The organism is Chitinophaga sp. SVR4-12A, from assembly GCF_056754765.1.
In genome coordinates, this window is record NZ_JBPGWP010000001.1 from 3,600,948 (window position 1) to 3,627,247 (window position 26,300).

At 49.6% G+C, this 26,300-nt stretch carries 23 protein-coding genes; 11 read left to right on the top strand and 12 right to left on the bottom strand.

Annotated features, from left to right (window positions below; all coding sequences use genetic code 11):
• Window positions 1-43: 43 nt before the first annotated feature.
• On the bottom strand, window positions 44-3,451 hold the full coding sequence (porU, locus tag ACR9Y8_RS14690; RefSeq protein WP_481213994.1) for a type IX secretion system sortase PorU: 3,408 nt from the start codon (window positions 3,449-3,451) through the stop codon (window positions 44-46).
• Window positions 3,452-3,638: 187 nt separating this feature from the next.
• On the opposite strand from porU, the gene ACR9Y8_RS14695 reads away from it, so the two are divergent.
• Together ACR9Y8_RS14695 and ACR9Y8_RS14700 are read left to right on the top strand one after the other, a co-directional pair.
• Window positions 3,639-5,189 (top strand): SUMF1/EgtB/PvdO family nonheme iron enzyme, encoded by a 1,551-nt coding sequence (locus ACR9Y8_RS14695; RefSeq protein ID WP_481213995.1) that lies wholly within the window; start codon window positions 3,639-3,641, stop codon window positions 5,187-5,189.
• Between the two features lie 181 nt (window positions 5,190-5,370).
• Window positions 5,371-7,281, top strand: a complete 1,911-nt coding sequence (locus tag ACR9Y8_RS14700; RefSeq protein WP_481213996.1) for a carbohydrate-binding protein — start codon at window positions 5,371-5,373, stop codon at window positions 7,279-7,281.
• Window positions 7,282-7,426: 145 nt separating this feature from the next.
• On the opposite strand, the gene bcp is transcribed toward ACR9Y8_RS14700, so the two are convergent.
• The 7 genes from bcp to ACR9Y8_RS14735 all read right to left on the bottom strand — a co-directional run bounded on the left by bcp (window position 7,427) and on the right by ACR9Y8_RS14735 (window position 14,879).
• Window positions 7,427-7,891 carry a thioredoxin-dependent thiol peroxidase gene (gene bcp, locus ACR9Y8_RS14705; RefSeq protein ID WP_481213997.1) on the bottom strand — a complete coding sequence of 155 codons (465 nt, stop codon included), beginning with the start codon at window positions 7,889-7,891 and terminating at the stop codon, window positions 7,427-7,429.
• Window positions 7,892-7,955: 64 nt separating this feature from the next.
• Window positions 7,956-9,653: a peptidoglycan DD-metalloendopeptidase family protein gene (locus ACR9Y8_RS14710; protein ID WP_481213998.1), complete on the bottom strand. Its 1,698-nt coding sequence runs from the start codon at window positions 9,651-9,653 to the stop codon at window positions 7,956-7,958.
• Between the two features lie 70 nt (window positions 9,654-9,723).
• Complete coding sequence (locus ACR9Y8_RS14715; protein WP_481213999.1) at window positions 9,724-10,533, bottom strand: ABC transporter ATP-binding protein; 810 nt, start codon at window positions 10,531-10,533, stop codon at window positions 9,724-9,726.
• The gene (locus tag ACR9Y8_RS14720; RefSeq protein WP_481214000.1) at window positions 10,533-11,318 is read right to left on the bottom strand and encodes an ABC transporter permease; all 786 of its coding nucleotides are present in this window, start codon (window positions 11,316-11,318) and stop codon (window positions 10,533-10,535) included. Before ACR9Y8_RS14720 ends, ACR9Y8_RS14715 begins: the two co-directional genes overlap by 1 nt.
• A gap of 76 nt (window positions 11,319-11,394) precedes the next feature.
• Window positions 11,395-13,155, bottom strand: coding sequence for an OmpA family protein (locus ACR9Y8_RS14725; protein WP_481214001.1), 1,761 nt, complete (start codon window positions 13,153-13,155; stop codon window positions 11,395-11,397).
• Window positions 13,156-13,210: 55 nt separating this feature from the next.
• The gene (locus ACR9Y8_RS14730) at window positions 13,211-14,197 is read right to left on the bottom strand and encodes a hypothetical protein (RefSeq protein ID WP_481214002.1); all 987 of its coding nucleotides are present in this window, start codon (window positions 14,195-14,197) and stop codon (window positions 13,211-13,213) included.
• 19 nt (window positions 14,198-14,216) lie between these two features.
• Entirely contained in the window at window positions 14,217-14,879 is a 663-nt protein-coding gene (locus ACR9Y8_RS14735; protein WP_481214003.1) for a hypothetical protein, read from the bottom strand.
• 318 nt (window positions 14,880-15,197) lie between these two features.
• On the opposite strand from ACR9Y8_RS14735, the gene gldA reads away from it, so the two are divergent.
• From gldA to ACR9Y8_RS14770, 7 genes are all read left to right on the top strand, one after another.
• Window positions 15,198-16,118 carry a gliding motility-associated ABC transporter ATP-binding subunit GldA gene (gene gldA, locus ACR9Y8_RS14740; protein ID WP_481214004.1) on the top strand — a complete coding sequence of 307 codons (921 nt, stop codon included), beginning with the start codon at window positions 15,198-15,200 and terminating at the stop codon, window positions 16,116-16,118.
• A 24-nt stretch (window positions 16,119-16,142) separates the two neighbouring features.
• A complete protein-coding gene (gene eno / locus ACR9Y8_RS14745; RefSeq protein WP_481214005.1) occupies window positions 16,143-17,435 on the top strand; it encodes a phosphopyruvate hydratase in 1,293 nt (430 codons plus the stop codon).
• A gap of 90 nt (window positions 17,436-17,525) precedes the next feature.
• On the top strand, window positions 17,526-17,864 hold the full coding sequence (locus ACR9Y8_RS14750) for an FtsB family cell division protein (protein WP_481214006.1): 339 nt from the start codon (window positions 17,526-17,528) through the stop codon (window positions 17,862-17,864).
• A 168-nt stretch (window positions 17,865-18,032) separates the two neighbouring features.
• Window positions 18,033-18,170: a hypothetical protein gene (locus tag ACR9Y8_RS14755; RefSeq protein WP_481214007.1), complete on the top strand. Its 138-nt coding sequence runs from the start codon at window positions 18,033-18,035 to the stop codon at window positions 18,168-18,170.
• Between the two features lie 45 nt (window positions 18,171-18,215).
• The gene (gene nth, locus ACR9Y8_RS14760; RefSeq protein ID WP_481214008.1) at window positions 18,216-18,866 is read left to right on the top strand and encodes an endonuclease III; all 651 of its coding nucleotides are present in this window, start codon (window positions 18,216-18,218) and stop codon (window positions 18,864-18,866) included.
• A 128-nt stretch (window positions 18,867-18,994) separates the two neighbouring features.
• Complete coding sequence (locus tag ACR9Y8_RS14765) at window positions 18,995-20,221, top strand: nucleoside permease (RefSeq protein WP_481214009.1); 1,227 nt, start codon at window positions 18,995-18,997, stop codon at window positions 20,219-20,221.
• 35 nt (window positions 20,222-20,256) lie between these two features.
• Window positions 20,257-21,450, top strand: a complete 1,194-nt coding sequence (locus tag ACR9Y8_RS14770) for a Gfo/Idh/MocA family protein (RefSeq protein ID WP_481214010.1) — start codon at window positions 20,257-20,259, stop codon at window positions 21,448-21,450.
• Here ACR9Y8_RS14770 and ACR9Y8_RS14775 read toward each other — a convergent pair.
• The 4 genes from ACR9Y8_RS14775 to ACR9Y8_RS14790 all read right to left on the bottom strand — a co-directional run bounded on the left by ACR9Y8_RS14775 (window position 21,443) and on the right by ACR9Y8_RS14790 (window position 24,547).
• Entirely contained in the window at window positions 21,443-22,033 is a 591-nt protein-coding gene (locus ACR9Y8_RS14775) for a DUF6134 family protein (RefSeq protein ID WP_481214011.1), read from the bottom strand. The two genes, ACR9Y8_RS14770 and ACR9Y8_RS14775, sit on opposite strands and share 8 nt — an antisense overlap.
• 85 nt (window positions 22,034-22,118) lie before the next feature.
• Window positions 22,119-22,247 carry a hypothetical protein gene (locus ACR9Y8_RS14780; RefSeq protein ID WP_481214012.1) on the bottom strand — a complete coding sequence of 43 codons (129 nt, stop codon included), beginning with the start codon at window positions 22,245-22,247 and terminating at the stop codon, window positions 22,119-22,121.
• An 11-nt stretch (window positions 22,248-22,258) separates the two neighbouring features.
• Window positions 22,259-22,621, bottom strand: coding sequence for an OmpA family protein (locus ACR9Y8_RS14785; RefSeq protein WP_481214013.1), 363 nt, complete (start codon window positions 22,619-22,621; stop codon window positions 22,259-22,261).
• A gap of 72 nt (window positions 22,622-22,693) precedes the next feature.
• Window positions 22,694-24,547 (bottom strand): 2-oxoacid:acceptor oxidoreductase subunit alpha, encoded by a 1,854-nt coding sequence (locus ACR9Y8_RS14790; RefSeq protein ID WP_481214014.1) that lies wholly within the window; start codon window positions 24,545-24,547, stop codon window positions 22,694-22,696.
• Window positions 24,548-25,058: 511 nt separating this feature from the next.
• On the opposite strand from ACR9Y8_RS14790, the gene ACR9Y8_RS14795 reads away from it, so the two are divergent.
• Window positions 25,059-25,376, top strand: coding sequence for a peptidase associated/transthyretin-like domain-containing protein (locus ACR9Y8_RS14795; RefSeq protein ID WP_481214015.1), 318 nt, complete (start codon window positions 25,059-25,061; stop codon window positions 25,374-25,376).
• 239 nt (window positions 25,377-25,615) lie between these two features.
• Window positions 25,616-26,296: an RNA polymerase sigma factor gene (locus tag ACR9Y8_RS14800; protein ID WP_481214016.1), complete on the top strand. Its 681-nt coding sequence runs from the start codon at window positions 25,616-25,618 to the stop codon at window positions 26,294-26,296.
• The last annotated feature ends 4 nt before the right edge of the window (window positions 26,297-26,300 follow it).

The following is a 26,300-nucleotide window of genomic DNA, read 5'->3' on the forward strand; positions in this document are numbered from 1 at the left end:
GGGCAAGGAATGTTGAAATTAGTGTTTTTTTTCATAGGTTTTTTTAGAATATGATTAGTTTCCCACCAAAATCTTGCTTGCTCTCTTTAGTGCTAACAGTAATCCGGTAAAAATAGATTCCTGGTGGGACCTTCGCTCCGGAGTCGGCCATAGCATTCCAGTGCATGCCTTCATAACGGTTCCCGGAAGCATTTATTGTTTCCTTGATAGTTTTTACTAACTGCCCCTGGCTCGTAAAAACCTGTAAAACAATGTCCAGTTGCTTCCCTTGCTGATTATGAGTAAAGAAAAACCGTGTTTCCACGGTAAACGGGTTCGGATAATTCCCCACCTCCTGCACGGCAAGTGTAGATGAACCGACCACCACAAAACGGAGGCTGGTTGTTGAGGAATTATTATAGTTATCCCATGCTTTTATCGTCAGCTCATGCGGTCCCTCAGGCAAACCATAGAACGGGAAGCGGATACTGCCGCTCCTGAAATCATTCAGGGTGGCGGTATAAAAGTCGTTGAGCACAAAATACTGGCTGGCAGTATCCAGTACAGCCACCATATCATGACCAATACCATAGCCTGAAGTGTTGATACCACTGCTGTCGCTCAGCTTCACCAGTAACACAGGATCAGGCCCGGTAATGCCGCCGTTGCGGAACAGTTCCGTATCCAGGAAGGCCTGTATAGCCGGACCGGTAGTATCCACCGGTACGTGATCCGCCGTACCGCCTACCTGGTACCCGTTGAACCAGCCCCCTGCATCTGCCTGGTCGTTAGCGGCGTAATAGCTGATCTTACCAGCACCGGGGCGGTAGTCAATGTCCTTCGGCACTACAAAGGTGACGCTGAACTGCCCATGCTGTACCTGCTGCTGGCCCCTGAACAATACCTGCTGCTGCAGAGTATAATCTGCGGGCTCGCTGCCCGCGTCGTTGCCCCGGGTACGGAGGGTAGTTGGTTTATCGTACACCGCAATGTCCAGGATGCCGTTAAAGTTTGTTATCGGGTTTCCCTGGTTATCGGCAATATGTCCTTTTATCACGTATTTGCCGAGCGCTTTCAGGGTATCTGTTACTGTATTTACATCATTGCCATTAATGGAATCTGTGACCACCCGGTACCGCGGAAAGGCTAGCGTCAGGGCCGGATCACCCAGCAGCTGGAACTTACGGTTGTTGGCCACATCGTTATAGTTGATATAGGTAAGATTCTTGCCCAGCATGGCCGCTTCTCCCAGGGTAGGCATACGGCCATCCGGCAGTGGCGTAAAGACCTTGCTGAGGTAATTGGCGTTCATGATCTTGTTGGAGTAAGCAAAAACTGCCCGGGTGGTGGTCATGAGGGCGATAGCGCCTCCCTCCTGCTGTAAGAGGATCTGCTCCCCGAGAGAGTTATAGCCAGGATTATCAAAAGGGGCAAAGTCGCAGGTGGCGGTGATCATCAGCGGCAGCTTATGAACATTGGTCCAGCCTTTAATGGAGCTGCCATCTACCACCACTTCTTCTGCCAGGCGCGAATAGCTGCCATGCCCTGTATAGTTCCATACCAGGTTGCCACTGTTCATATCCCGCTGGATGGCGCTGTTCACTTCCGGGTAACGGCTGCCGCCTGCGGAAGCTATTTTCGGATAGGCGTCCAGGTAGATCTTGTCGGCAACCATGCCAGGGCCGCTGGCGGCAGCAGTGGCGCTTACTTCTTCCGCATCCTGGAGATGAAGGTTATTATCGCCGTCGTCTGCCACAAAGGTGATATGGTTACGCCACGGCCCAAAACCGGCCGGGGTATTGTAGCCCGTTATTTTATCCACTACCTGCTGCGCCTGGGCCAGGGTTTGTACAGGCAAACGGCCAATGGCGATGTCCAGCAGGTTGCGTGTATTGATGTCTGTTATATTGTCTGCATCGTCCAGGAAACCGAAGAAATCATCAGAAGGATAAGCGTTGATGAAATCCAGCGAGGCATCGCTTTCCCAGGTGGGCACCAGGTTGGTATTAACAGGCAGGCGTTTTTTATAGTCAAAGGAGGCATCACCAAACAGCAGCAGGTACCTGGGCCGCTTGCCACCGGAGGCGCCCCTGTCATAACACATCTTCACAAAATCGCGGATAGCGGTAGGGTCAGGAGCACCGGAGGCAAATTCATTGTAGATCTCCGGCATGGTCACTACCTGCACCTCCAGCTGGTCCTGCGCGGTATGGAAGCCGGCCAGCCTGTCGGCAGCCGCTTTCAAAGCGGGAATGGTAATGATCAGCATGTCGGCAGCGGGGATCGCGTGCAGGTCCTGGTTGGGAATCGTACCTGCATATAGCGGCTGCGGCAGCTGATCCGGGTTGAAGGCCACATACTCGCGCAGTATGGAAGCGTCCCGGGCAAACTGCAGCTGGCTGCCGTTGCGCTGTACATTTACCTGCACGGGTTTCCAGGCGTCTGTTACATCCCATACCCGGGTATCCGGCCCGGTGTTGTTCAGCATAAAAAGCGCTGTTACGCCCGGTGCTACGCTGGCAGCATCCCTGAACGGCAGCGCCGCCTGGCCGGGCATGCTGAGGGGACAGCGGGCCTGCAGTTCCAGGTAATCCAGCCATCCCTGATCACTGTTATTGCCGTTGTATTGTACGCCCACTTCCAATTGATTGCTGTTCACCATGGCGGTAAATGCGCCGCTGGCCACCGTGGCAAAAGCCTCAAAAATATTGCCGCTGACAGCCGACAGGGTAAGGCTGCCTGCTGTTTGCTGGTTAACAGCGATATCAAAACGGCTGCCGGTACTGCGCGCGGCCACCCTGGCCTTCAGCTGTACCGGGCCTGAGGGCGGGGCCGGTAATGTAAAAGTATAGTTACGGCTCAGCGCAGCGCCGGGGCTATTGCTGAAAACAGGCCCCCACCATTGTTTGCCGCTGCTCACCAGGTTGATACTGTCCTTTTCATAAAAGGCAATATGATCAAAGGCCATCACCGTTACTGTAGGTGTGGCAGCCGGCGTATCCGGCAACAGGCGCTGCCCGGGCCCATCCACACTCAGGAAATACCAGGCGGTATCGCTGTACAGATTATAGTGATGGGTAAAAGTATGGGAAGCCGTTTGGTACTCCCAGGCATGCGGGCCGGGGGCGTAAAAAAGCACATAGTCATTCCCGTTCAGCAGCCCGTCGCCACCATCGGCCACCAGCAAGGCTGTCTCAGGCAGATCATCTTTATAGATACCACTATTGTTCTCCGGGAGCATGGCTCCTCCTTTGCCTGCAATGCGTATATTAGCGGAAGGGAGCGATTGTGTATTGATGCCCATGCTGTTAAGCTGTGCGACAGTAACCTTGTAAACGCCAGGTTGGGTTACCCCCAGCTTGTACCAGGCGCCGGTAGCCAACCGGGAATGAGGGGCATAAGAACGCTGACCCAGGGCGGAGGGTAGCCATGCGCCATGCAAAAGCAGTAAGCACAGGAGGAATGGTCTCATAGAGGCGTTTGTTGGCTTAACAGAACGGTAACTTCGATCTCAAAGGACGAAAATAACTAATCCTTTGAAATACAAATAACTAAAGCTAAATTAAGGCCAAATAAGTTACAAATTAATTTTTTTCACTATAAAATAAATTATACTAAATTTGCGTTTACCTATAAAACCAATACTAAAGCTGAATCTCATGCACAGATTAACCTCTCTGTCTTTGCTCTTAGGCACCAGTGTGATGCTGGCCATGACCGCCTGTAATAAGGATGGCGGAGGGCTTTTTGGCAAAAAAAAGGAAAAATCCTCTGCCACCGGCTGGAACTACAATGACCCGAAGATGGGTGGTTTCAGTGTGGCCAAAAACAGGGACCAACAAACCGGACCGGGCCTGGTGTTTGTTCAAGGTGGTACTTTTGCCATGGGCGCTACCGAGCAGGATGTAATGATGGACTGGAACAACATTCCCCGCCGTATCACGGTTTCATCGTTCTATATAGATGAATCGGAAGTTTCCAACGTACACTACCGCGAGTACCTGTTCTGGGTACAACGTATGTACGGTGAATCTTTCCCGCAGGTATACCGCAACGCCCTTCCCGATACACTGGTATGGCGTAGCGAGCTGGCTTACAACGAGCCGCTGGTGGAATACTACTTCCGTCACCCTGCCTATAACGATTATCCGATCGTAGGTGTGACCTGGAAACAGGCTACAGATTATGCCAAATGGCGTTCTAACCGTGTGAACGAAAAGTTGCTGATGGATAAAGGCCTGCTCTCCAAAGCAGACGTTACCAACCAGTCTGACGACAATACCTTCGATACCAAATCATACACAGCCGGACTGTACGAAGGTACGCCTGGTAAAATGACCAAGGCTACCAAAGATCAGTTCAAAAATGCAGACGGTTCTCCCCGTACCGCACAATTTGAAGATGGTGTAATGCTGCCGAACTACCGCCTGCCCACAGAAGCAGAATGGGAATATGCAGCGCTGGGTTACCTGGGTCAGAACCCCGCTCCTTCCAAGAAAGAAGGTAAACGCGGTGAGGAGTTGATCATGAACAAACAGGTATATTCCTGGGGTACCAACACTAGCGGTCTGAGAGACATCCGCCGCGGCAACTGGCAGGGTCAGTTCCTGGCGAACTTCAAACGCGGTTCAGGTGATAACATGGGTATGGCTGGTGGTCTGAACGACCGTGCATCCATCCCTGGTCCTACCCGCACCTTCTTCCCGAACAACTTCGGTATCTATAACATGTCTGGTAACGTAAGCGAATGGGTACTGGACGTTTACAGGCCGCTGAACCCGATCGATGGTGATGACTTCAACTACTTCCGTGGTAACAAATTCCAGACTACCTATATGAACGCTGATAACGAGCCGGAAAAAGATAGCCTGGGTGCGCTGAAAATGCGTGATGTTACTGACGAAGAAAGCGCTAACCGCCTGAACTACCAGAAAGGTGATGTGATCAACTACCTGGATGGTGACTCCCTGTCTCAGGTGGAATACGGCTACGGCGTTACTTCACTGGTGAACGACAAATCCCGCGTAGTGAAGGGTGGTAGCTGGAATGACCGCGCTTACTGGCTGTCACCTGGTACCCGTCGTTACATGCAGGAAGATATGGCCACTAACACGGTTGGTTTCCGTTGCGCAATGGACCGTGTAGGCAGCCCTGAAGGTAACAAATTCAAAACAGGTCAGCTGTTCAAGAAACAAAGACAAAAGAGATAGGCACATGACAGCTATCAGCAACTAGCTGCTGGCTGTTAGCAAAAATATAGTCAGGGGCTGAATAGAAAGTAGATAAGACTACTGCTATTCAGCCCCTGGTCATTTTAGTAGTGTGACCGTCATATCATTATCCCTCGAATAAGATTTCCTATATCCTATAACCATTTAAACCACGTCTATCATGTTCAACAACATGCTTTTCCGCAGGTTGATGCAAACGTATGCATTGCTTGCCCTGCTGCTGTCCGCAGTTATTTCTTCTCCCGTACAGGCGCAGGCGCCACGCTTCAAGGTCATTGCCTTTTATAATGGCACCTGGGATGCGGCCCACATCAGCTTTGTAAAGGAAGCCAACCAATGGTTTCCCGCCATCGCGGCCCAGTACAATTTCTCCTATGAGTCTACCACCAACTGGAACAACCTGAACGCGAGCTTTCTTTCGCAGTACCAGGTGGTGATCTTCCTGGACGATGCGCCCACGGGCGCTGCCCAACGCGCCGCCTTCCAGCAGTACATGCAGAACGGTGGCGGCTGGATGGGTTTCCATGTATCCGCTTTCACTACCAATGCCTCGGAGTGGAGCTGGTATCACAACACCTTCCTGGGAAAAGGTAATTTTGTGCGCAATACCTGGGGCCCTACTTCCGCCATATTGCGCTGTGAAGACAGGACCCATCCCAGCACACAGCGTCTGCCCACTACCTTCACCTCTGCTGTGAGCGAGTGGTACAGCTGGAGCACCGACCTGCGCACCAACCCGGATATCAGGATCCTCTGCTCTGTGGACCCTGCCAGCTTCCCGCTGGGCACAGATCCTAACCAGACCTGGTACAGCGGTTATTATCCTATCATCTGGACCAACCATAACTACAAAATGTTATATGCCAACTTCGGGCATAACGACATGAACTATTCCAACAACACACCCAAATCCTCTACCTTCGCCAGCGAGATCCAGAACAGGTATATCATCGATGGCCTGTTGTGGCTGGGCGGCGTTACATCGGGCCCTGCTCCTGCCATTCCCATACCGGGCACCGTTCAGGCAGAGAACTACACGGATATGAGCAATATCCAGACAGAAGTTACTACTGATGCAGGCGGCGGACTAAACGTAGGTTACATTGACGCCAACGACTGGCTGGACTATAAAGTGAAGGTCCAGACAACGGGCGAATACACTATCCAGTATCGGGTAGCCAGCCAGAACGGCGGCGGAAGCATCCAGCTCAGGAGAGATACAGCTATACTGGCCACCACGGCGGTACCTGCTACCGGCGGCTGGCAGAACTGGACTACCGTTACGGCTACCGCTACCCTGGCTGCGGGCGAACAAACCCTGCGCTTATTTGTACCTGCAGGCGGTTTCAACGTGAACTGGATCCAATTTTCTTCCACTTCCAATCCCACTACTGTACCTATCGGCAAAGTGATCACGCTGAAAGGCAGCAACGGTCTGTTTGTAAGCTCTGAGAACGGCACCAGGGCCATGAACTGTAACAGGGCCACTGCGCAGGGCTGGGAACAATTCACCGTACTGGATGGCGGCGCTGGCAAAGTAGTACTGCAGGCCATGAACATGTATGTATCTTCTGAGAACGGCGCCAAGGCGATGAACTGTAACCGTACAGCCATTGGCTCTTATGAAAAGTTTGACTGGATACAAAACGCCGACGGTACTATTTCACTGAGAGGCAATAACGGGATGTACGTATCTTCTGAGAACGGCGAAACAGCGATGAACTGTAACCGCCCCACTATTGACGGATGGGAAAAATTCAGCTTTGCAGCGGTATCTTCCGCTGCCAGGATGATGACTAAAATGCCCGGGGAAAAAGCAACAGCTACCGAAGCGGGCATCGCCTACCCGAATCCTTTCAGCACGCAGCTGTATTACACCTTACCGTCTAAATATACTTTCCACACCGTGGCAGTATATGACCTGAACGGCAGGCAGCATATCCGTGCGGTAGTGAAGGGGCAACAGGCCACCTACTCACTGGATGCAGGTAAACTGCCTAAAGGGCTTTATATACTGGATATTTCCAGCGGAGATTATCATAAAAGGATTAAAGTGCAGAAGGGTGAATAAAACAAAAGAGACCGTTCCCCAGCCGGGGAACGGTCTCTTTTGTTTTGTAATAGTATTTTGGCAGCTTTCTCCTTGTCTTCTCCTTGTGTTCTCCTTGTCTTCTCCTTGCAATATCGTTGCTCCGAGCCATTTTGTTAAAATAGTATCACTTTCCCCATACTTCCAGGATCTCTTGCGCATGCGTCTTGCTATGCACCTTATCGATGATCTTCTCTATAATGCCTTTTTCATTGATGAGGAAAGTAGTGCGGTGAATACCGTCGAAGATGCGGCCCATGAATTTCTTCTCTCCCCATACGCCATAGGCATTTACGATCTTCAGGTCTTCGTCCGGCAATAAGGAAAAAGGCAGATCATACTTGTTAGCGAATTTCTGATGGCTCTTCTCGCCGTCGGTGCTGATGCCTATTATGGTAAAGCCAGCCTTCAGCAATACCTGGTAATTATCCCGCAGGTTACAGGCCTGATCTGTACAGGTAGGCGTATTGTCGTGCGGGTAAAAATAGAGAATCACTTTCTTTCCCTTCAGCGACGCCAGTGAGATCACATTTCCATTCTGATCTGTTCCTTTAAAGGCTGGCGCTTTATCTCCTTCTTTCAGGTGCTTCATTTAACTGGTTGTTGGCTATTAGCTGTTGGCCATTAGCTGAATGCTAACAGCCAGCTGCTAATAGCTATCTTTTAAAATTAAGTGTATATGTGCTTTCATTACCGGCCAGATCTGTTACCGTCAGGTTCAGCGTATGCGTGCCTGGAGGACAATGTTCATCGAAGGTATAGGTCAATACATTGCTCTTGCGGGAGAACATCAGCCATTTACCATCCAGCTCTGCACGATAGCTGCTGATACCGTTGCCGTCGCTCATACTGAAAGACAGCTTAGTGGCGGCAGCCAGGTTACTGCCGTTGCGAACACCGCCCAGGGGCGTGATCTTTGGCGCAATGGTATCTACCTCCAGGTGAAAATCACCAAAATCGCGGAAGCTGCCTTTGTACCAGCCATTTTCCAGTACGGTGCCTGAAGTGCTTTCTCCCAGGCCGTTGCGTACCATTACCATTTTATGCTGCAGGTGCTCAGGCACGGGCCTGTCTGGTTTTATGCGCAGGTCAAATGCATCGTGCACAGGCACCAGCGCCGTGTGCAGGCGGTAAATGTTGGAATAGTCCTTCGCAGAGTTATCGGGCAGCTCACGATAGTTAAAGCATACACGATCGTACAAAGCTGCTTCGTCCAGGAAGAATTCCACCTGGTTGTTCTCAAAGATATTGCGCGACTCGGGATACATGGTATTGGCGCAGGCCGGATCAACAGCTGGCCCTGCGGATTGCTGCAGGGTAAACTTTACCGTGCTGCTATTACCATAGGCGTCTTTTACAAGGAGCTTTACCTGGTGCGGCGCGCCATCAGTCAGGTCTATATGGCCATCGCCTTTCACGTCATGATAGATGTTGAGGGCATTGCCCGGTAAGGCAAACACCAGCTGCAGCCAGGGGCCGCCTCCCTTCTTCACCTTGTAGTCCACGTGGGCATTGAGATAGCGCGTTTCTTCATAGCCGATATCATCCAGCTGGAAACCGATATTCGGTATGTCGTTATCAAACATCAGCACCTCGTAAATGCCGTTGGGATTGGTGGAATTGCTTTGCCGGTCAATCGCATTGAGGCCGATGCCTACAGTGTTTGCGCGTACTTTAACCACCGGCTGGGTAGTGACATATTCTCCTTTCACCTTTTTAACCGGCAGCATGATGGGCTGCTGGCTATAGATGCTTTCTTCTGTATTATAGATAGCAATGCGGTATACTTCCGGTGCGCGGGTATCTGGTATATCAAAGCCGAACAGCAAGGGGTTGAGCGGCTTTTCTGTCTGGGAATTCCTGATCTCGAAGTGCAGGTGAGGCCCTGCAGATCCGCCGGTATTACCGCTCCAGGCTACGAACTGGCCTTTCTTTACAGGGAATGCATCCGGCGGAATGTCGAGCTGGGTGGCCCAGCTTTCCTGCTCATATTCTTTCTGCTTTACGTATTGTTCCAGTTCAGGGAAGTAACGGTTCAGGTGGGCGTATACGGTAGTATAGCCGTTTGGGTGTGTAATGTAGAGCGCATTACCAAAACCGGTATGCGATACGCTTACACGGCTTACATATCCATCTGCCGCAGCATGTACGGGCAGGTTTTCACGCTGCTGTGTCTTAATGTCCAGTCCCGAGTGGAAATGGTTAGGGCGCAGCTCCCCGAAATTGCCTGCCAGCACAATGGGAATACTCAGCGGATTACGGAAATATCCCTGTGGATACGTTTTTCCGGGCAAGTACTGGGCATGCAGGAACTGGGGAAGTAAACAACAAAAGCCTATTAGTTTCCTCATCATAATAGGTGCAAATGTAAGGGAGAAAAGGAAAACTGTTCCACCCCTTACATTTTGCGCCTATTTCAGGCCCTTATAAGCGGCCCTTTATTTCTTTTATAAGCCCGATAAAATCCGGGTTGGAACGTATATCCGGGGCCCAGGCCAGGCCCAGATGGCACAGGTCGTACTCTTTAACGATAGTAGCCCCGGGCTTGCCATCTTCCTGCGCCAGGATCCAGACCGTATCGGAGATAGCGGCGGCATTTTCTATATCATGGCTCACGATAATGAGCGTATTGTGCTCTGCCAGGGTAGACACTTTCTGCAGCAGGCCGATCACCCTATCGATCATCAGGATATCCAGGCCGGAGAAAGGCTCGTCCAGCAGGATAAACTTATTGCCTGTGAGCACCTGCTGAATGATACTCACCCTTTGGCGCTGACCGCCACTAAGCTGGGCCGGGTATTTCTTCAGGTGTTCTGTAAGGCTGAAGGTGTCTGCGTAGTCGTTAATGATGGCTTTCTTTTCTGCATCGGATAGTTTCACCGCTGCGTTGTCCAGCCCTATTTTCAGGTTCTGGTAGATGGTGCGGTGGTTGAACAGTACATAATTCTGCGGAACGATGCCCATCTCCCCCGGGTATACGGCATGCTGGTCTTCATCTATCAGCACAGTACCGGTGGTAGGCTTATTCAAACCTGCCAGGATCCTGAAAAGCTGCGTTTTACCGATGCCGCTGCGGCCTATCAGTGATACCACCTGTCCCTGTGAAACTTCCGGGCGGTGAATATCCTGTATAGAAAAGTTGATATCCCTTAAGATCTGTTTGTCTCCGTATTGCAGGCTTACATCAGTTGCCTTCAACAACACCTCATGCTTGGTATAATTGCTATTTGCCATTACTTGCGGGTTTGAAGTTGGGTGTAAGGAAATAACCAGTAGCGCATCTTGCCGAGAATATAGTCGAACAATACACCCAGTATAAAGATGATGACGAGGGTGCCGAAAACGGCTTCCAGCTGTACATATTTGTTAGCCTTGATAAGCATCACGCCCAGGCCGCCTTCGCTCATGCTCAGGCCTTCCACGCTGGTGATCATCAGCCAGGCAATGGCAAAGTTCTGCCGCATTACCTCGAACACCTGGTCCAGGCGGCCCCTTACCACTACTTCCAGCCAGGTTTTCCAGCTGTTCATGCGCAGGGTGGTACAGAGCTCAAACTCCTGTACGTTGATGCTTTCAAATTCCGCCAGCAGGGAGGTTACGAAGAAGGGCACGATACCGAAGATAAGCAGGCTTACCTTCAGCTGATGCCCGTTCTGTGTCCATAGGGTAAACAGGAAGATCAGACCAGTGAGCGTGAGGTAACGGCATTTTACCACAAACCTTGCGATGGGATGGAAGAAAGGGATCATGGCGAGATAGCTGATCACCAGGGCAACCAGGATGGAAATGGCCATGCCTTTGATAGTAAGTGTTAAGCTGGCAAAGAGGTTATCTATAAAATCAGGGGCAGCTACAATACCACCCAGTGCTTTCAGTACTTTAACAGGTGTTGGAATAAGCCCTCCCCCGCTGAGCTGCCAGGCAATAAGCCCCAGCACGATCTCTGCAACCATCAGGAAGATCATGTTCCTCCTGCTGATAATACGTAGCGGTTCAAAGAAGGATTTGATCAGGTTCATAAGTATAAGTTTGTTAAAAGAAGAGGTAAGCTAATTGCTTACCTCTTCCTGATAATCTTGTATGTATCCGGAGAGATTAAGAGCCCAGTACGATCTGTACACGGCGGTTGCGGGCGCGGCCCTCGGCGGTAGTATTATCTGCTACAGGTTTGGATGCGCCATAGCCTTTGGACTCCAGCCTTTCCGTGGAAAGACCTTTGCCAAGCAGGTAGCTTTTTACAGCGGCGGCGCGCTCGTTAGACAGCTTCATGTTCGCTTCGTCGTTACCAACATTATCGGTGTGGCCATATACGCCCAACTTCAGACCTTCAGCCACCACAGCGCTTTTCAGAATCTCGTCCAGTGTAGTATAAGAAGCAGGTTTGATCACGGAGCTACCGGTCTCAAACTGGATCTCATATGATTTGGAAGATACTTCGTGCGTGATCTCCTGTGCATATGTTTCCTTGATGGCGGTACCTTCCATCAGCTCAGGGTGATTAGACACCACGGAGGTAACGAAGGAACGGTCTACCACTTTGTTATATACGGGATAAGCAGGTATCAGCTCAGGGTACATTTTGGAGAGAATGTCGCCGAAGGTGTTATACACCACCTTGTAACGGTCTAGACCGTCTTTACCCAGACCGAATGTATTGGCGGCGTCAGCCAGGTTAAAGGCCATAGAACCACCCAGGGTCTGATTAATGCCCTGTGCATCTTTTTCTTCTGTACCATTGTAGTACTTCAGCCAATAGGCGCCATCCTGCTCGTTGTATACTTTGGCAGAAACGGCGGCAGCAAAGGCTTTTGCCTCTGTAAAGGAACGTACCTGGTCGCCAGCCTGCGCCAGTGCCATGATCAGGTTCTCTATATCCGTTCTGTGATCGTAGGCAAACTTCTTAATGGTGATAGTGATGTTAGGCATTTGTGAAGCATACTCGCGGGTAGACGCGATGCTTACCAGGCCGCCTTTCTTCTGCGCCACGTTCACGTCGCCGGGTGTCCAGGTGGCCACAGCGTCAACACCTACCGTAGTATCTTTGCTCAGTTTCTTGCCATCTACTACCAGCTTGCGGTTCTCAGTATAACCGGCAATGTATTTATTACCGGCATCCAGGAAGTCGTTTGCAGCGATCAGGTTGATGGCGTTGCGGTCGTAGGATGTTTCATCCGGGTTAATGCGCAGGCCGTTATCGCCAGCCCATTTCAGCAGGATGTTCATGTCGCCGTCGCGCAATACGCAGGCAACCGTTTTACCCAGCGCGTTCTTAGGATCCCGTTTCCAGTCGGTAGGGCCCATCAGTTTATCTTCACCGTAGCTCTTACCCATTGCATAGAAAGCAATAGGCTGGTAGTCCGGGCCAAGTGGTTCCAGCTCTTTGCTCAGTGCAGCAAAGAACATGGGCATACCGTCTCCCATGAAGGAAGCGAACACGCCGGGTGTGTTGGCGTTTGTTTTATACTCCTGTGCAAATTTTACGATGTCTGCGATGGATTTATTACAATCGTCCTGGCGTTCGATCGTTACCTGCAGGCCTGCCTTATCAATAAGAGAGCCTTTGGTCGTGTTGGCGGCGCCGTTGGCGTACATCAGCGGGAATTGAGAGTTCCAGGCCATGATCTTCCAGGTAACTTTTGTTCCGCCGTTTACGGCCGCTTCCGTGCCGGGTAATGGCATCATTACCGCATTCTTACTAAGAGAAGCCTCCGGAGCATCCGGCAGGGATACCTTCCCGATATCAGCAGCTGCCTTAGCTTCCTGGGGACGTTTGTCCCACCATAATACTTTTGCTGCATAGATACCACCCAGTACCAGCACGATGGCCAGTATTTTACCACCGGGTTTTACTTTCATTGCCATTTTGTTTATGATTTAAGTTGTGAGTGCGTTGTTAATAATAATTGAATGCTTAGCTGAGCAGGTCATTATAATTGTCCTTCGCTACGGTGCCGGGCGTACGTACTTCGCGGGAAGGTTCCCATTTCTGTACATCCAGTTTGTAGGTAGTGTCAGGATCAAAAGACTCCAGCATTTCCAGTCCCTGTAATTCATAGGTAGCATTATCCAGGTCAATGGAGCGCATGAAATCTGTAGAGTAGTTGATCGCTTTCTTCATGCTGGATAGTTTGGTAGCGATATCTTCTTTCAGGAATTCCATGGATTGCTCTACCATCAGCTTCTTCTCAGGATCTCCCTTGAAGATCTTCAAAGCAGAGTTCAATGCTTTATTACCGGAAGAAACAGCCTTATACAGGTCTTTCTTCAGCTCCAGTTCATTGCGTGCATCTTCTATCAGGTAACCGCTGTTCTTGTGCACTTTGGTCAGGTAATCGCCTATCCTGGCCAGGTTATCGCGGATGGGAGCCAGCTGTTTGATGTATTCTTTAATACGTGCCACCTGCCGGGTAGCATTACCCAGCTCAGGCGCCATGTTATTGTTCTTGGCAGCGTTGGCACGGATCAGGAGCTGGTTCATTTCCTTTTCTTTCTCCTGGATCTTCAGGTCGATCTTTTCTTTCTGTGCATCTACGTCAACAGATTGTTTGTACAGCGTTTCGCGCTGCTCTTCCATGTCCTGGATATAGTCTTCTGCGATCAGGAAAGGGTCGAGCTCTATTACCACACCCACCAGTTTTTTCATGAGCCATTCATAGAGATAGAACAGGCTTAAACGCAGTTTGCGGTGAGTGATGCAATACAGGAATATGCCCAGGCTCACCAGTGCGATACCGAAATTGAGCGTGTTCCAAACCACCTGGGTGAGAATAGGCACTACATAGTATCCAATGAGCACTAATAAGCCAAGGCCGATGATGATACCGAATTTACCACCCGGCCTGTTCCAGTATGACTTTAGCTTTTGCTCCGTGGGAGCAGGGAAATAATTTGTTTCCATATGGTTCAGGGATAAATAATTAAAGGCTTGTTTGTATTTTCTGCAGGTCAGTTTCTATTTTATTGATCATAGCGCCGCAGGCAACCTGGTAGCCCTGGCGGTTGGAACTGATCTTTTGTTCATGTTCCGTGATCGCTGCTTTTATCTGCCCGGTTTGTATCTGGGCGGCAGTGATCTCTTCGGTCAATTTTTTGATGGTCTCTGCATTTTGTGCGATCTTCTTTTCCAGGTCTGCCAGTTGTTGCTGACGGCCCTGTACTTCCTGCAAAGCTTTCTCGTTGACCGCTTTTTCAAATTCAGCGCGGTCATTTTCCACTATCTGCCTGTACTGTGCAGCTGTTTCCAGGAGCTTCTGTTTGGTGAGGCCCTGGATGCTCAGTGTCGCAAATACGGCGGCCATGCGTGCCTTTTCATCAGGCACGTGTGCTTCGAGCGTTTCCATCATTTTCCAGAACTCATAATAGTCCGGGCCAGGAAGGTTGCTGCGTTCGAACAATCCGGAGAAGTGCTGCTCAAATTTGTCAATATCCGCTTCGCTCATTGACTGTGCAGCCTGCGTAGCACCCTTGATATTGCTCAACGGGAATTTCTGCGTAACATCGCGATGTATGTTTGCGTCAGTTTTTTCATTAGGCTCAAATTCAACGAAGAGGCCTAATGCTTTCTTAAGAAAATTTGCCATTAGTGCATAAGATTATAGTGTATTGTCCAATAGGCTGGGCTATGCTGATTCTTACGAGGGGTGTTGAATAGTTTTGATCACAGGGAAAACACATGCACGGTACGGGTTATTAACACGCCTCATGGTATAGGTCTGAAAGAGTATTTCTTACATCGGTCGGAATAATTAATCGGATGTAAATGTATAACATTTTCGAATATCCGCGTAAAAAATCGGTTAACTTACTGAAAATGAGTTGGTAACAAGGCCCAAAATTTCTTATATACGGTCCTTTACTATCGACTTATTTTTTTACTTTAGTGCCCGCAATATACAACCATGTCCATCCAGGTAACACAACTCAGTAAGACGTACGGTGAACAAAAAGCTGTAGACAATATCTCCTTTACACTCGGTAAGGGAGAGATCGTAGGTTTCCTGGGACCTAACGGCGCCGGTAAATCCACTACCATGAAGATGATCACAGGCTATCTGCCGCCCAGCGGCGGACAGGCGGTGGTAAGCGGTTTTGATGTAAGCAAAGATCCGCTGGAAGTGCGTAAGCGTGTAGGTTATCTCCCGGAATCCAATCCCCTGTACTACGATATGTACATAAAGGAATTCCTTTCATTCGTCGCTAATGTGCACCAGCTGGGCAATACGGCGCCTGAAAGGATCCGCAATGTGATTGCGCTTACCGGGCTGGAGCCTGAAAGCAAAAAGAAGATAGGCGCCCTCTCAAAAGGATATAAGCAGCGTGTAGGCCTGGCGCAGGCCCTGCTGCACGATCCCGAAGTACTGATACTGGATGAGCCCACCTCCGGCCTGGACCCTAACCAGCTGGCGGATATCCGCCAGGTGATCAAAAACCTGGGCAGCAACAAGACCGTTATTCTCAGCACGCATATCATGCAGGAGGTGGAAGCCATGTGCAGCCGCGTTATCATCATCAACAAAGGCCACATCATTGCAGACGATACCCTGCAAAACCTGCAGCAGCAGAAGGATGGCCAGGGCTATATACAGGTGAGCTTCGGAGAGCCTGTTAATGCCGCCGACCTGGAACAGCTGGCGGGAGTGACCCGGGTAGTGCCCGGCGACGCCAACAGCTGGCAGCTGTTTACCGGGAATGTGGATGAGGTACGTAAAAACCTGCTGCAATTTGCTTTGATAAATAACCGGAACATCCTTTCTTTGCAAAGCAATTCGCAAAGCCTGGAGGCGATCTTCCGGCAGCTGACGAGCCAATCCATAGACTAAAATTCTTTAAACACTGATAAAACTATGAGTACTATTACAGAGATCCATGCCAGGCAAATTTTAGACAGTCGTGGTAACCCCACTGTAGAAGTGGACATCACTACTGAAGATGGTCATTTTGGCCGTGCTGCCGTTCCTTCCGGCGCTTCTACAGGCAAACACGAAGCTGTAGAGCTGCGCGATGCCGATAAAGGCGTGTACGTAGGCAAAGGCGTGCTGAAAGCTGTAGCCAACGTAAACGACATCATCGCGGAAGAACTGATAGGATGGGATGTGAATGACCAGGCTGGTATCGATAAACTGCTGATAGATTTAGACGGCACACCTAATAAGGCTAAACTGGGCGCTAACGCTACCCTGGCAGTGAGCATGGCCGTAGCCAAAGCTGCTGCAGAAGAAAGCAACCTGCCCCTGTACCGTTACCTGGGCGGCGTAAATGCTACCACCCTGCCTATGCCCCTGATGAACATCGTTAACGGCGGTGTTCATGCCGATAACAAGATCGATTTCCAGGAATTCATGATCATCCCGGTAGGCGCTCCCTCCTTCTCTGAAGGCCTGCGCTGGGGTGTTGAGATCTTCCATACCCTGAAATCCGTGCTCAAGAAGAAAGGCTACAGCACCAACGTAGGTGACGAAGGCGGCTTTGCACCGGATATCCAGAGCAATGAAGAAGCTATCGAAACAGTACTGCAGGCTATCGAAGCTGCCGGCTACAAAGCGGGTGAGCAGATCGGTATTGCACTGGACGCTGCCAGCAGCGAAATGTTCAATGATGCTGACAAAACCTACAAGTTCTACAAGAGCTCCGGTAAGATCATCAGCAGCGACGAAATGGTAGCTTACTGGGCTGAGTGGTGTAAGAAATACCCCATCGTGTCTATCGAAGATGGTATGGCAGAAGACGACTGGACCGGCTGGAAAAAACTGACCGAAGCCGTAGGCGCTAATGTACAGCTGGTAGGCGACGATCTGTTCGTTACCAACGTAAAACGCCTGAAGCAAGGTATCGACCAGGATATCGCTAACAGCATCCTGATCAAAGTAAACCAGATCGGTACCGTTACTGAAACCATCGATGCCGTAAATATGGCGCATAAAGCCGGTTATACTTCCATCATGAGCCACCGCTCCGGTGAAACGGAAGACACTACCATTGCCGACCTGGCAGTGGCGCTGAACTGCGGTCAGATCAAGACCGGTTCTGCTTCCCGTACAGACCGTATGGCTAAATACAACCAGCTGCTCCGTATTGAAGAAGCATTAGGCAACGTGGCTTTTTATCCAAAAAATTCCGTTAAATTTGGTAAGAAATAAACCAGATTTTTCAATTAGTGGTCAATATTTCCGGGTTCTGGGCGATATGCTCAGTACCCGGAATTTCAGACTGATAACCCACAACCGCCCGTGTCAGCATCTAAAAGCATAAAAATACCCGCCTACCTGCGCAATAAGTTTATCATTGCCGCAGCTGCTTTTGTGATATGGCTCGGTTTCCTGGACCGCAACAACCTACTTTCCCAATTTCAACTGCAATCGGAAGTCAATAAACTGGAATCTCAGAAAGAATTTTTCAGGACAGAGATAGATAAAACCCGTGAAGAACAACGGGAATTATTATCCAGCCCCGAAAAACTGGAGAAATTTGCCCGGGAACAATACCTGATGAAAAAAGATAATGAAGATTTATTCATTATAAGGGACGAAAACGCATCTTCCAAAGGGAACGAAAAGAATGGTAAATAGCTTGCAGTTTTGTAAAAAATTGCTATAACTTAACAATAGATTCCACACAATTTCCGTTATATGTCTGGAAATTAATTTCTTGTATTAAAACAAATTTGCATGGGCAATTCTACACATTCCTTCTATGCCGTCTTAAGTTCTGATACTGATAGCAAAAACAACGTATCTATGTCTAAGAACCCGGAGCTTACCCGTGAAGAGCGTCTCTGCCATGCCCAAATGAAAAAAGCCTTAAACACGATTAAATTCTCTCCCCGCGCCGCTACCCTGAAGGCTATTCTGGAGCACGCGAAGAAAAAGAGTTAACGGTTATCAGTTGGCAGTTGGCAAGCTGTAAATTATTTTTACAGTATGACCAAGAAAGAACGCTTCGCGTTTGTGCTTAAATACTTTGAAGAGCACGCTCCCAATGCAGAAACAGAGCTGATCTACGACAATCCCTACCAGTTGCTGGTAGCTGTCATCCTTTCCGCCCAATGTACCGACAAACGCGTGAATATGACCACACCGGCCATCTTTGAACGTTACCCCGATGTATATGCATTGAGTAAAGCTACTTTTGACGAGCTATTCCCCTACATCAGAAGCATCAGCTATCCCAACAACAAAACCAAACACCTGATAGGCATGGCCCAGATGGTGACGGAGCAATTCAACGGCGAGATACCGGCTACCGTCCAGGAATTAATCACCCTGCCCGGTGTAGGCCGCAAAACCGCCAATGTGATCACCTCTGTCGTGCATCAGCAACCTAATATGGCTGTGGATACCCACGTTTTCAGGGTATCGGCCCGTATTGGCCTTACCACTAACGCTAAAACGCCGCTACAAACAGAACAGCAGCTGCTGCAATATATTCCCAGAGATAAAGTACACATCGCCCACCATTGGCTCATCCTGCATGGCCGGTATATCTGCGTGGCCCGCACTCCTAAATGCGGGGAATGCGGCCTGAGACCAGCGTGTAAGTATTACCAGCAGGTGATCCGTAAACAACAATAGCATGGCTATGAGTAGTCCCTCCGGCGGCAACGGTGGTGTAAAAAACAACTGCTCGTAAATCCTTTTTTACTATCTTAAGCTGCTAATAATCTTTTCATTAAAAAGCATCACTTAAAGGACCGACTCGTATGAAATTAGCCGTTAGACTGCAACTATCCACCATGATGTTCCTGGAATTCTTTGTTTGGGGCGCATGGTTTGTGACGATGGGAACATTTTTACTGAATGATCTGCACACCAATGCCAGCGATGTAGGCTTTGCCTACCTCACACAATCTATAGGCGCGATTGTGGCGCCCTTCATTGTAGGCCTGATAGCCGATCGCTTCGCACCTGCCCAGCTCATACTGGGCGTGTTGCATCTGATCGGTGCATTCCTCCTCTGGCTGGCCGGTTCAGCGGCAGATTTCGCGTCATTCTATCCCCTGCTGCTGGTATACATGATCCTCTACATGCCTACACTGGCGCTGGTGAATTCTATTTCATTCAGGCAGATGGATGATCCCAGTAAAAAATTCCCTGCCATCCGCGTATGGGGTACCATCGGCTGGATCATTGCAGGCCTTACCATCGGCTGGCTGGGTTGGGAGAAAGCCAATACGCTTTCCCTTACTTTCAAGATGGCAGCCGTAGCCTCCGGTTTACTGGGTTTACTCAGCTTCACCCTGCCCAATACTCCCCCGTTGAAAAAAGGCGAAAAGGTATCTGTAGGCGAACTGCTTGGCCTGGACGCCATCCGCCTGCTGAAACAACGCTCTTACCTGCTGTTCTTCCTGTCTTCTGTAGCCATCTGTATACCGCTGGCCTTCTACTATAATTTCACCAACCCTTTCCTGAACGAAGTGGGTATGTCTTCTGCCGCCGGTAAACAATCACTGGGACAGATGTCCGAACTGCTGTTCATGCTGATCATGCCGCTGTTCTTTGCACGCCTGGGCGTTAAGAAAATGCTGGCCTTAGGCATGCTGGCCTGGGTGATCCGCTATGTCTTCTTTGCTTATGGCAATGTAGACGCCAACTACTGGATGCTGATAGGCGGTATCATATTGCATGGTATCTGTTACGACTTCTTCTTTGTTACAGGGCAGATCTATACCGACTCTGTTGCCGGAGAGAAATTCAAAAGCGCTGCACAGGGTATGATCACACTGGCCACCTACGGCGTAGGTATGCTGATCGGCTTCCTGATCTCCGGTCCTATTGTGGACTCCTACAAGCTGGCAGACGGCACACACAACTGGCAGTCCGTATGGCTGATCCCCGCCGGTATCGCCCTGGTAGTATTGCTGCTGTTCCTCTTATTGTTCAGGGAAGGCAAAGCCGAGAAAAGCGTAACAATGAACAAACCCGCTTAAAAAATTATTACGGTAACCACTAATACATTCACGTCATGGCTAAAATCTCTATGTTAGGCTCGGGCTTCATCGGGCGTTTCTATGCGGATTCCCTGCAGGGACAAAGAAGCAGGGACAAGATCGTCAGTATTTACTCCCGCCGGGAAGAGAGCGCAAAGAAGTTTGCCGAAGATTACCAGGTAGGGCACTGGACCACCGATATGGAAGCATCCATCGCCCACCCGGAAGTAGAGGTAGTATGTATCTCTTTGCCCAACAACCTGCACGAAACCGCCGTAAACCTTTGCTGCAAGCACAAAAAAGCGGTGATCTGCACCAAGCCGCTGGGCCGTAATGCAGAAGAGGCTAAACGCATGCTGGAAGCCGTTGAAAAAGCCGGCATCTTTAACGGCTACCTGGAAGACCTGGTGTACACGCCCAAGTTCCTGAAAGCGCTTGAAAGCGTAAAGAATGGCGCTTTAGGACGTATCCTCTGGGCTAAATCCCGCGAAACCCATCCTGGCCCCCACAGCGAATGGTTCTGGGATAAAGAACAAGCCGGCGGTGGTTGTATACTGGATCTTGGCTGCCATTGCGTAGAAATAGCCCGCAGCTTCATTGGCAAAGACATCAAGCCTGTTGAAGTAATGTGCTGGGCAGATACGCAGGTAAAACCCATAGATGCAGAAGATCATGCGATTGGCCTGGTAAAATATGAGAACGGCGCCATTGGCCAGTTTGAAGTAAGCTGGACCTTCAGAGGCGGTCTTGACCTGCGCGACGAAGTAATGGGCACTGAAGGTACCATCTGGCTGAACAGCTTCCTGCGTACGGGCTTCGACATGTTCACCACCGGCAAGGGCGCAGACTATGTGGCTGAAAAAGCCGAAAGCAATTCAGGCTGGCTGTTCCCCGTAGGCGACGAGCTGAATGAGCTGGGCTATAACCACATGTTTACAGACATGTTTAACTCCATGGAGCAAAATAAAGCCGCCCGCGAAACCTTCTACGACGGTTACGTGGTAAATGCCGTACTGGATGCCGCTTACCGCAGCGCCCAGAGCAAACAATGGGAACCTGTAAAACTGGATATATGGCGTGGCAAGACCGGAGTGGGTAAAGACAAAACCCTTACTGAGTACGATGCGCAATATTACCTGGTGAAAGAGGAGATGACGCACTTCGGCGCCAGAAAGCTGATCCTGAAAGATAAGCAGAGCGGTCAGATCGTAGAGAAAGTACTTAACTAGTTCTTACAATATAGGCCTTCCCGAGGACATGATTGACTTCCACCTCTATCAGCGCACCTTTCTGATAACGGTAGATGTTCTTTTTACCTTCGGGGAGGCTTAATTCATAAGCCCCATTCCCCAATGACCTTATAGACAAAAGTTTACCCAGCGTTTCAGAATAAATGCTTGTTACCTGCCGCGGCTCTGTAAAGTAGAGGTCAGATACAGAATGCTGTATTTCCACGTTATCAAGTGTGCTCTTCTCCCCTTCGAGGTCTATCATATAACGCGTGCCGTTACGCCGCGTGATCACCGCCTTGCCTTCCTCTGATTTCCCACTGCTGCGCACTACCTTGGATGCAACGAGCACGTTATTGGTATACTCACAGGAAATGTCCGTGAACTTGGACATAAACGCTGTTTCTATCTTGCTTTTAATTACCATATTCCTGGCAGCCCCATTCACATTACAACGCGCTTCAACGGCGCCTATCACCCGGGAGCCCAACCGGATCTCGAAAGTATGTACCTGAGCCGGCAGCCGTAAAAAAGCCACGGTTAACAATCCTGTAAAAAGTATCTGCCGGGTAAAACGATTCATATATGAGCTGTTAACAATCCTATGGAAAATACAAAAAATCCTGCCCAATTGGGCAGGATCCCTGTTAAAACATTTAAAAAAACACTTATTCTTTCACGTTGTATAGTATCACAAACTCAACACGGCGGTTGCGGGCACGGCCTTCTTCAGTATCATTGGCCGCAACGGGCGCCCGTTCTCCCATCCCCCAGGTGAACATCCGGTCATCCTGCACCTGGTAGCTGTTTAACAGCTGCTTGGCGCTGGCGGCCCTTTTTCAGACAGTTCCCGGTTGTAATCTGAAGTACCGGTATTATCTGTATGACCGGTAACGAGGATCTTTGTCTTGTCAAACTTGTTTAATACGCCTGCAAAACGCTGAAAGGCGGGTTTGATATCATCTTTCAGCTGATCGGAAGAAGTCTCGAACAACACACCGTAAGAAAAGATCACCTTGATACTGTCCTTTATAATGCTTACATCCGCTTCATTCAATGCATGCTTCAGCTCCCGGTACTGATCGTTCATGTACTGCTGCTGCTTACTTACTTTCTTTGAAGCTGCACAGGACAGCAGGAAGATGAAGGCTGCCGCTACTATAATTCTCATAATACATTCATTTACATAGTTATATAACAGGTTACAAAACTATGCAAAAAACAAACTGAGCAATTAATTTGTTTAGGCCAGCATTTCTTTGATCTTGGTAACCAGCTCTCCGCGGGTGATTGGCACGCCCATTATTTTATTGTAGCCTTGGGCGTCTATCAGGTATTGGTCGCGGATAATTTTGATCAGCTGACCATTATTGATCTCCGGTATCAGCACTTTATCAAAGCTGTGCAGGATATCTCCCAGGTTCTTAGGGAAGGGGCGCAGGTGGCGGATGTGCGCATGGGCTACCTGGTGGCCTTCTGCCAGCAGGTCCAGCACGGCGCTCTTGATGGCGCCATAGGTAGAGCCCCAGCCCAATACCAGCACTTTACCGGTGTCTGGTCCTACTTCTATTTCCTGTGGAGGGATATGATCGGCAATACGGTCTACTTTCTCCTGGCGGATCTTCACCATCAGCTGGTGGTTCTCCGGATCGTAGCTTACGTTACCGGTAATGTTCTGTTTTTCGAGGCCGCCTATACGGTGCTCCAGTCCCGGGGTGCCAGGCACTGCCCAGGGACGTACCAGGTTCTCATCACGATGGTAAGGCAGGAACTGGTCTTCCCCTTCTGCAAGGCCGGTCTTGAATTTCACTTCGATCGGCTGCAGGTCGGCACTCGTAGGGAAACGCCAGGGCTCGGAACCATTGGCAATATACCCGTCGCTCAGGAAGATCACCGGCGTCATGTGCCTTACAGAAATGCGGAAGGCTTCGTAAATGGCGCTAAAACAGTCAGAAGGCGTGGAAGCAGACACGATGGGCATCGGGCACTCGCCGTTACGCCCGTAATAAGCCTGCAGCAGGTCGCTTTGTTCTGTTTTGGTAGGCAGACCGGTAGAAGGGCCGCCGCGCTGTATATCTACGATCAATAAAGGTATTTCCAGCATTACTGCCAGGCCCATGGCTTCGCCTTTCAGCGCCATACCGGGACCGGAAGTAGTAGTAACCCCCATGTGGCCGCCATAGGAGGCGCCGATAGCGGAAGTGATCCCTGCAATCTCATCTTCTGCCTGGAAAGTGCGGATGCCGAAATTCTTATAGCGGCTCAGCTCATGCAGGATGTCTGATGCAGGCGTGATGGGATAAGTACCCAGGAACAGGGGCAGGTTCGCTTTCTGGGAAGCCGCGATCAGGCCGTAAGCCAGGGCGGTGTTACCGGTAATGCTGCGGTAGGTGCCGGGCTCCATACGGGCCTTTTCTACATGGAAACGGGTGCTGAAAGACGCTTCCACGGTATCCCCGAAGTTATAGCCGGCGTGCAGCACTTTCAGGTTACTGTCCAGGATATCCGGTTTTTTACCAAACTTCTCTTTCAGGAAGTTCTCTGTGCTTTCCATGTTACGGTTATACAGCCAGTACAGGAAGCCGAGCACGAACATGTTCTTTGCACGGTCTTTTTCCTTCATGCCCATGTTAATGTCCTTCAGCGCTTCGCGCGTCATTTTGGTAACATCCATGGTATGCAGCTGGTAATCTGCCAGGGAACCGTCTTCCAGCGGGTTGATCCCATCCGGGTAATTGGCCAGGCGCAGGTTCTTAGCGTCAAAGCCATCTGTATTGGCTATAATGATGCCTCCTTTCTTGAGGCTTTTCAGGTTTGCTTTCAGGGCGGCGGCGTTCATGGCCACCAGCACGTCACAGGCGTCGCCGGGAGTGAATATCCGGTTGGAGGAAAAGTGCAGCTGGAAACCGCTCACGCCGGGCAATGTACCCTGGGGAGCGCGGATCTCCGCCGGAAAGTCAGGGAAGGTGCTCAGGTCGTTCCCCACCAATGCGGTGTTGTTAGAGAACTGGCTGCCGGTCAGCTGCATCCCATCGCCACTATCACCGGCAAATTTTATCACAACGTCTTCTATCTGCTGGATCGAAGTATTAGACATTCAGTATTTTATTTAAGTAAGAGTGCAAATTTAGCATTTCGGCAGGTAGTAATCTACTCGTATGCGGAAAAACGCTATCCATTTACAAAAGTACACAAAGCAGGTAGACTTTAAACTGTCAGGGCGTTTATCGGCATTGCTTATGGTTATGGCTAATAACTTTAAGTTATAATTTGCCCCTCCAAACCCGGCAGGAATACTGCATATAAGACCTTGTAAATTGTATGTCTTCAAACCCTTTCCTGCATTGACTTTCAGCGTTTTAACAAGTCTATAACACAACAAATGTATGTCGCCACACGTTTTTCATCCATACGCTGAAACACCGCCACAAGGGCGGCAGTACCTAAAGAAATGTTAAATACAGTTGGCAATTTATAACAAGCTGAGGGTGGCATGGTAATTGCCTTACTCTAAGTGTGCTGATAATCAGCAAAAGTTCTTTAAAAAAGTCTATACACCGCTAACCTGATTCCTGGCCATTTATTTATGAATCATTAAACTGTGTGCTATGAAAAAGATTAAAGTTACGGTGATAGCTCTCGCAGCAATAGCTTTAGGAACAATGGCCTTTCGCAATACGGAAGGCGGCTCTATTACAGGTAAAGTGAGGCCGATGGACGGCGCAACGGAAGCCTGGGCTATTCAGGGGTCAGACACTTTAAAAACGCCCGTCTTTGATGGTGCTTTTACCTTCAAGGATGCCAGGGCAGGCAACTATACCGTCATCATAGACGCCAAAGAGCCTTTTAAAGATGCGACAATGAATGATGTGAAGGTAGAAGATGGCAAAGCCACTGACCTGGGCGAGATTAATTTACAGCAATAACCAAGAGCAATAGTTGGTTTTCATAGGGGTTAATCAAAAAGCCGGTTCCATACGTCTGTATGGCCGGCTTATTTTTTTTAGTTGACAGTCAATGCGATACACCCCATCCCGGCCAACTGTAAACTGCAAACTGTCAACTATATACTCATCATAGGGGTATCCCCCTGGTTTCCCGTCTTATATATTAAACGCAACAGCAGGTACACCCGAAAAAGTTACCCGCCCAAACGAGTCACACTATGCAAACACAAAGTACACTGGCGTATCATACGGCCGGCACAAGTGGCAGCACCCGAAATGGGAACAAAAGCTATTTTTGTGTCATGCCCGACAATACCAGGTTACATGAACTATTGCAGGAAGATGAACAGGTCTTTATGGAAACGCTGTTCAAATCCTTCTTTCCCCTTGTTTGTAAAACCATTTACCGGCTGGTACTAGACACCGCCACCGCAGAAGACCTTGCCCAGGAAGTATTCATCAGGATATGGAACCGGCGAAGTTCCCTGCAGGATGTGTATTTTAAAGCGTACCTGCACAGAGCAGCTATCAATATGGCACTGGACCATCTGGACAAAAATAAACGGCAGGGCAAGCACCTGTCTATAGAGGAGAATGTGATACAGTTGCCGGCCAGCTCAGGCTCTGCCGAGAGCAGCCATCATTTAAAACAAACCAGCGCGCACATTCAGCAGGCTATTGACCGCCTGCCGGAGAAATGCCGGGAAATATTCGTTCTCAGCCGGTTTGAAGAAATGACATACCGCGAGATAGCCGCTACACTCAACATATCAGTGAAAACGGTAGAAAATCAGATGATCACTGCATTAAAGAAACTGCGCGTATCCCTGCAGGACTACCTGCCGGTGATAGCGCTGATTGCCTACAGCTGTTTATATACTTTATTATTACAATTTTAATGGT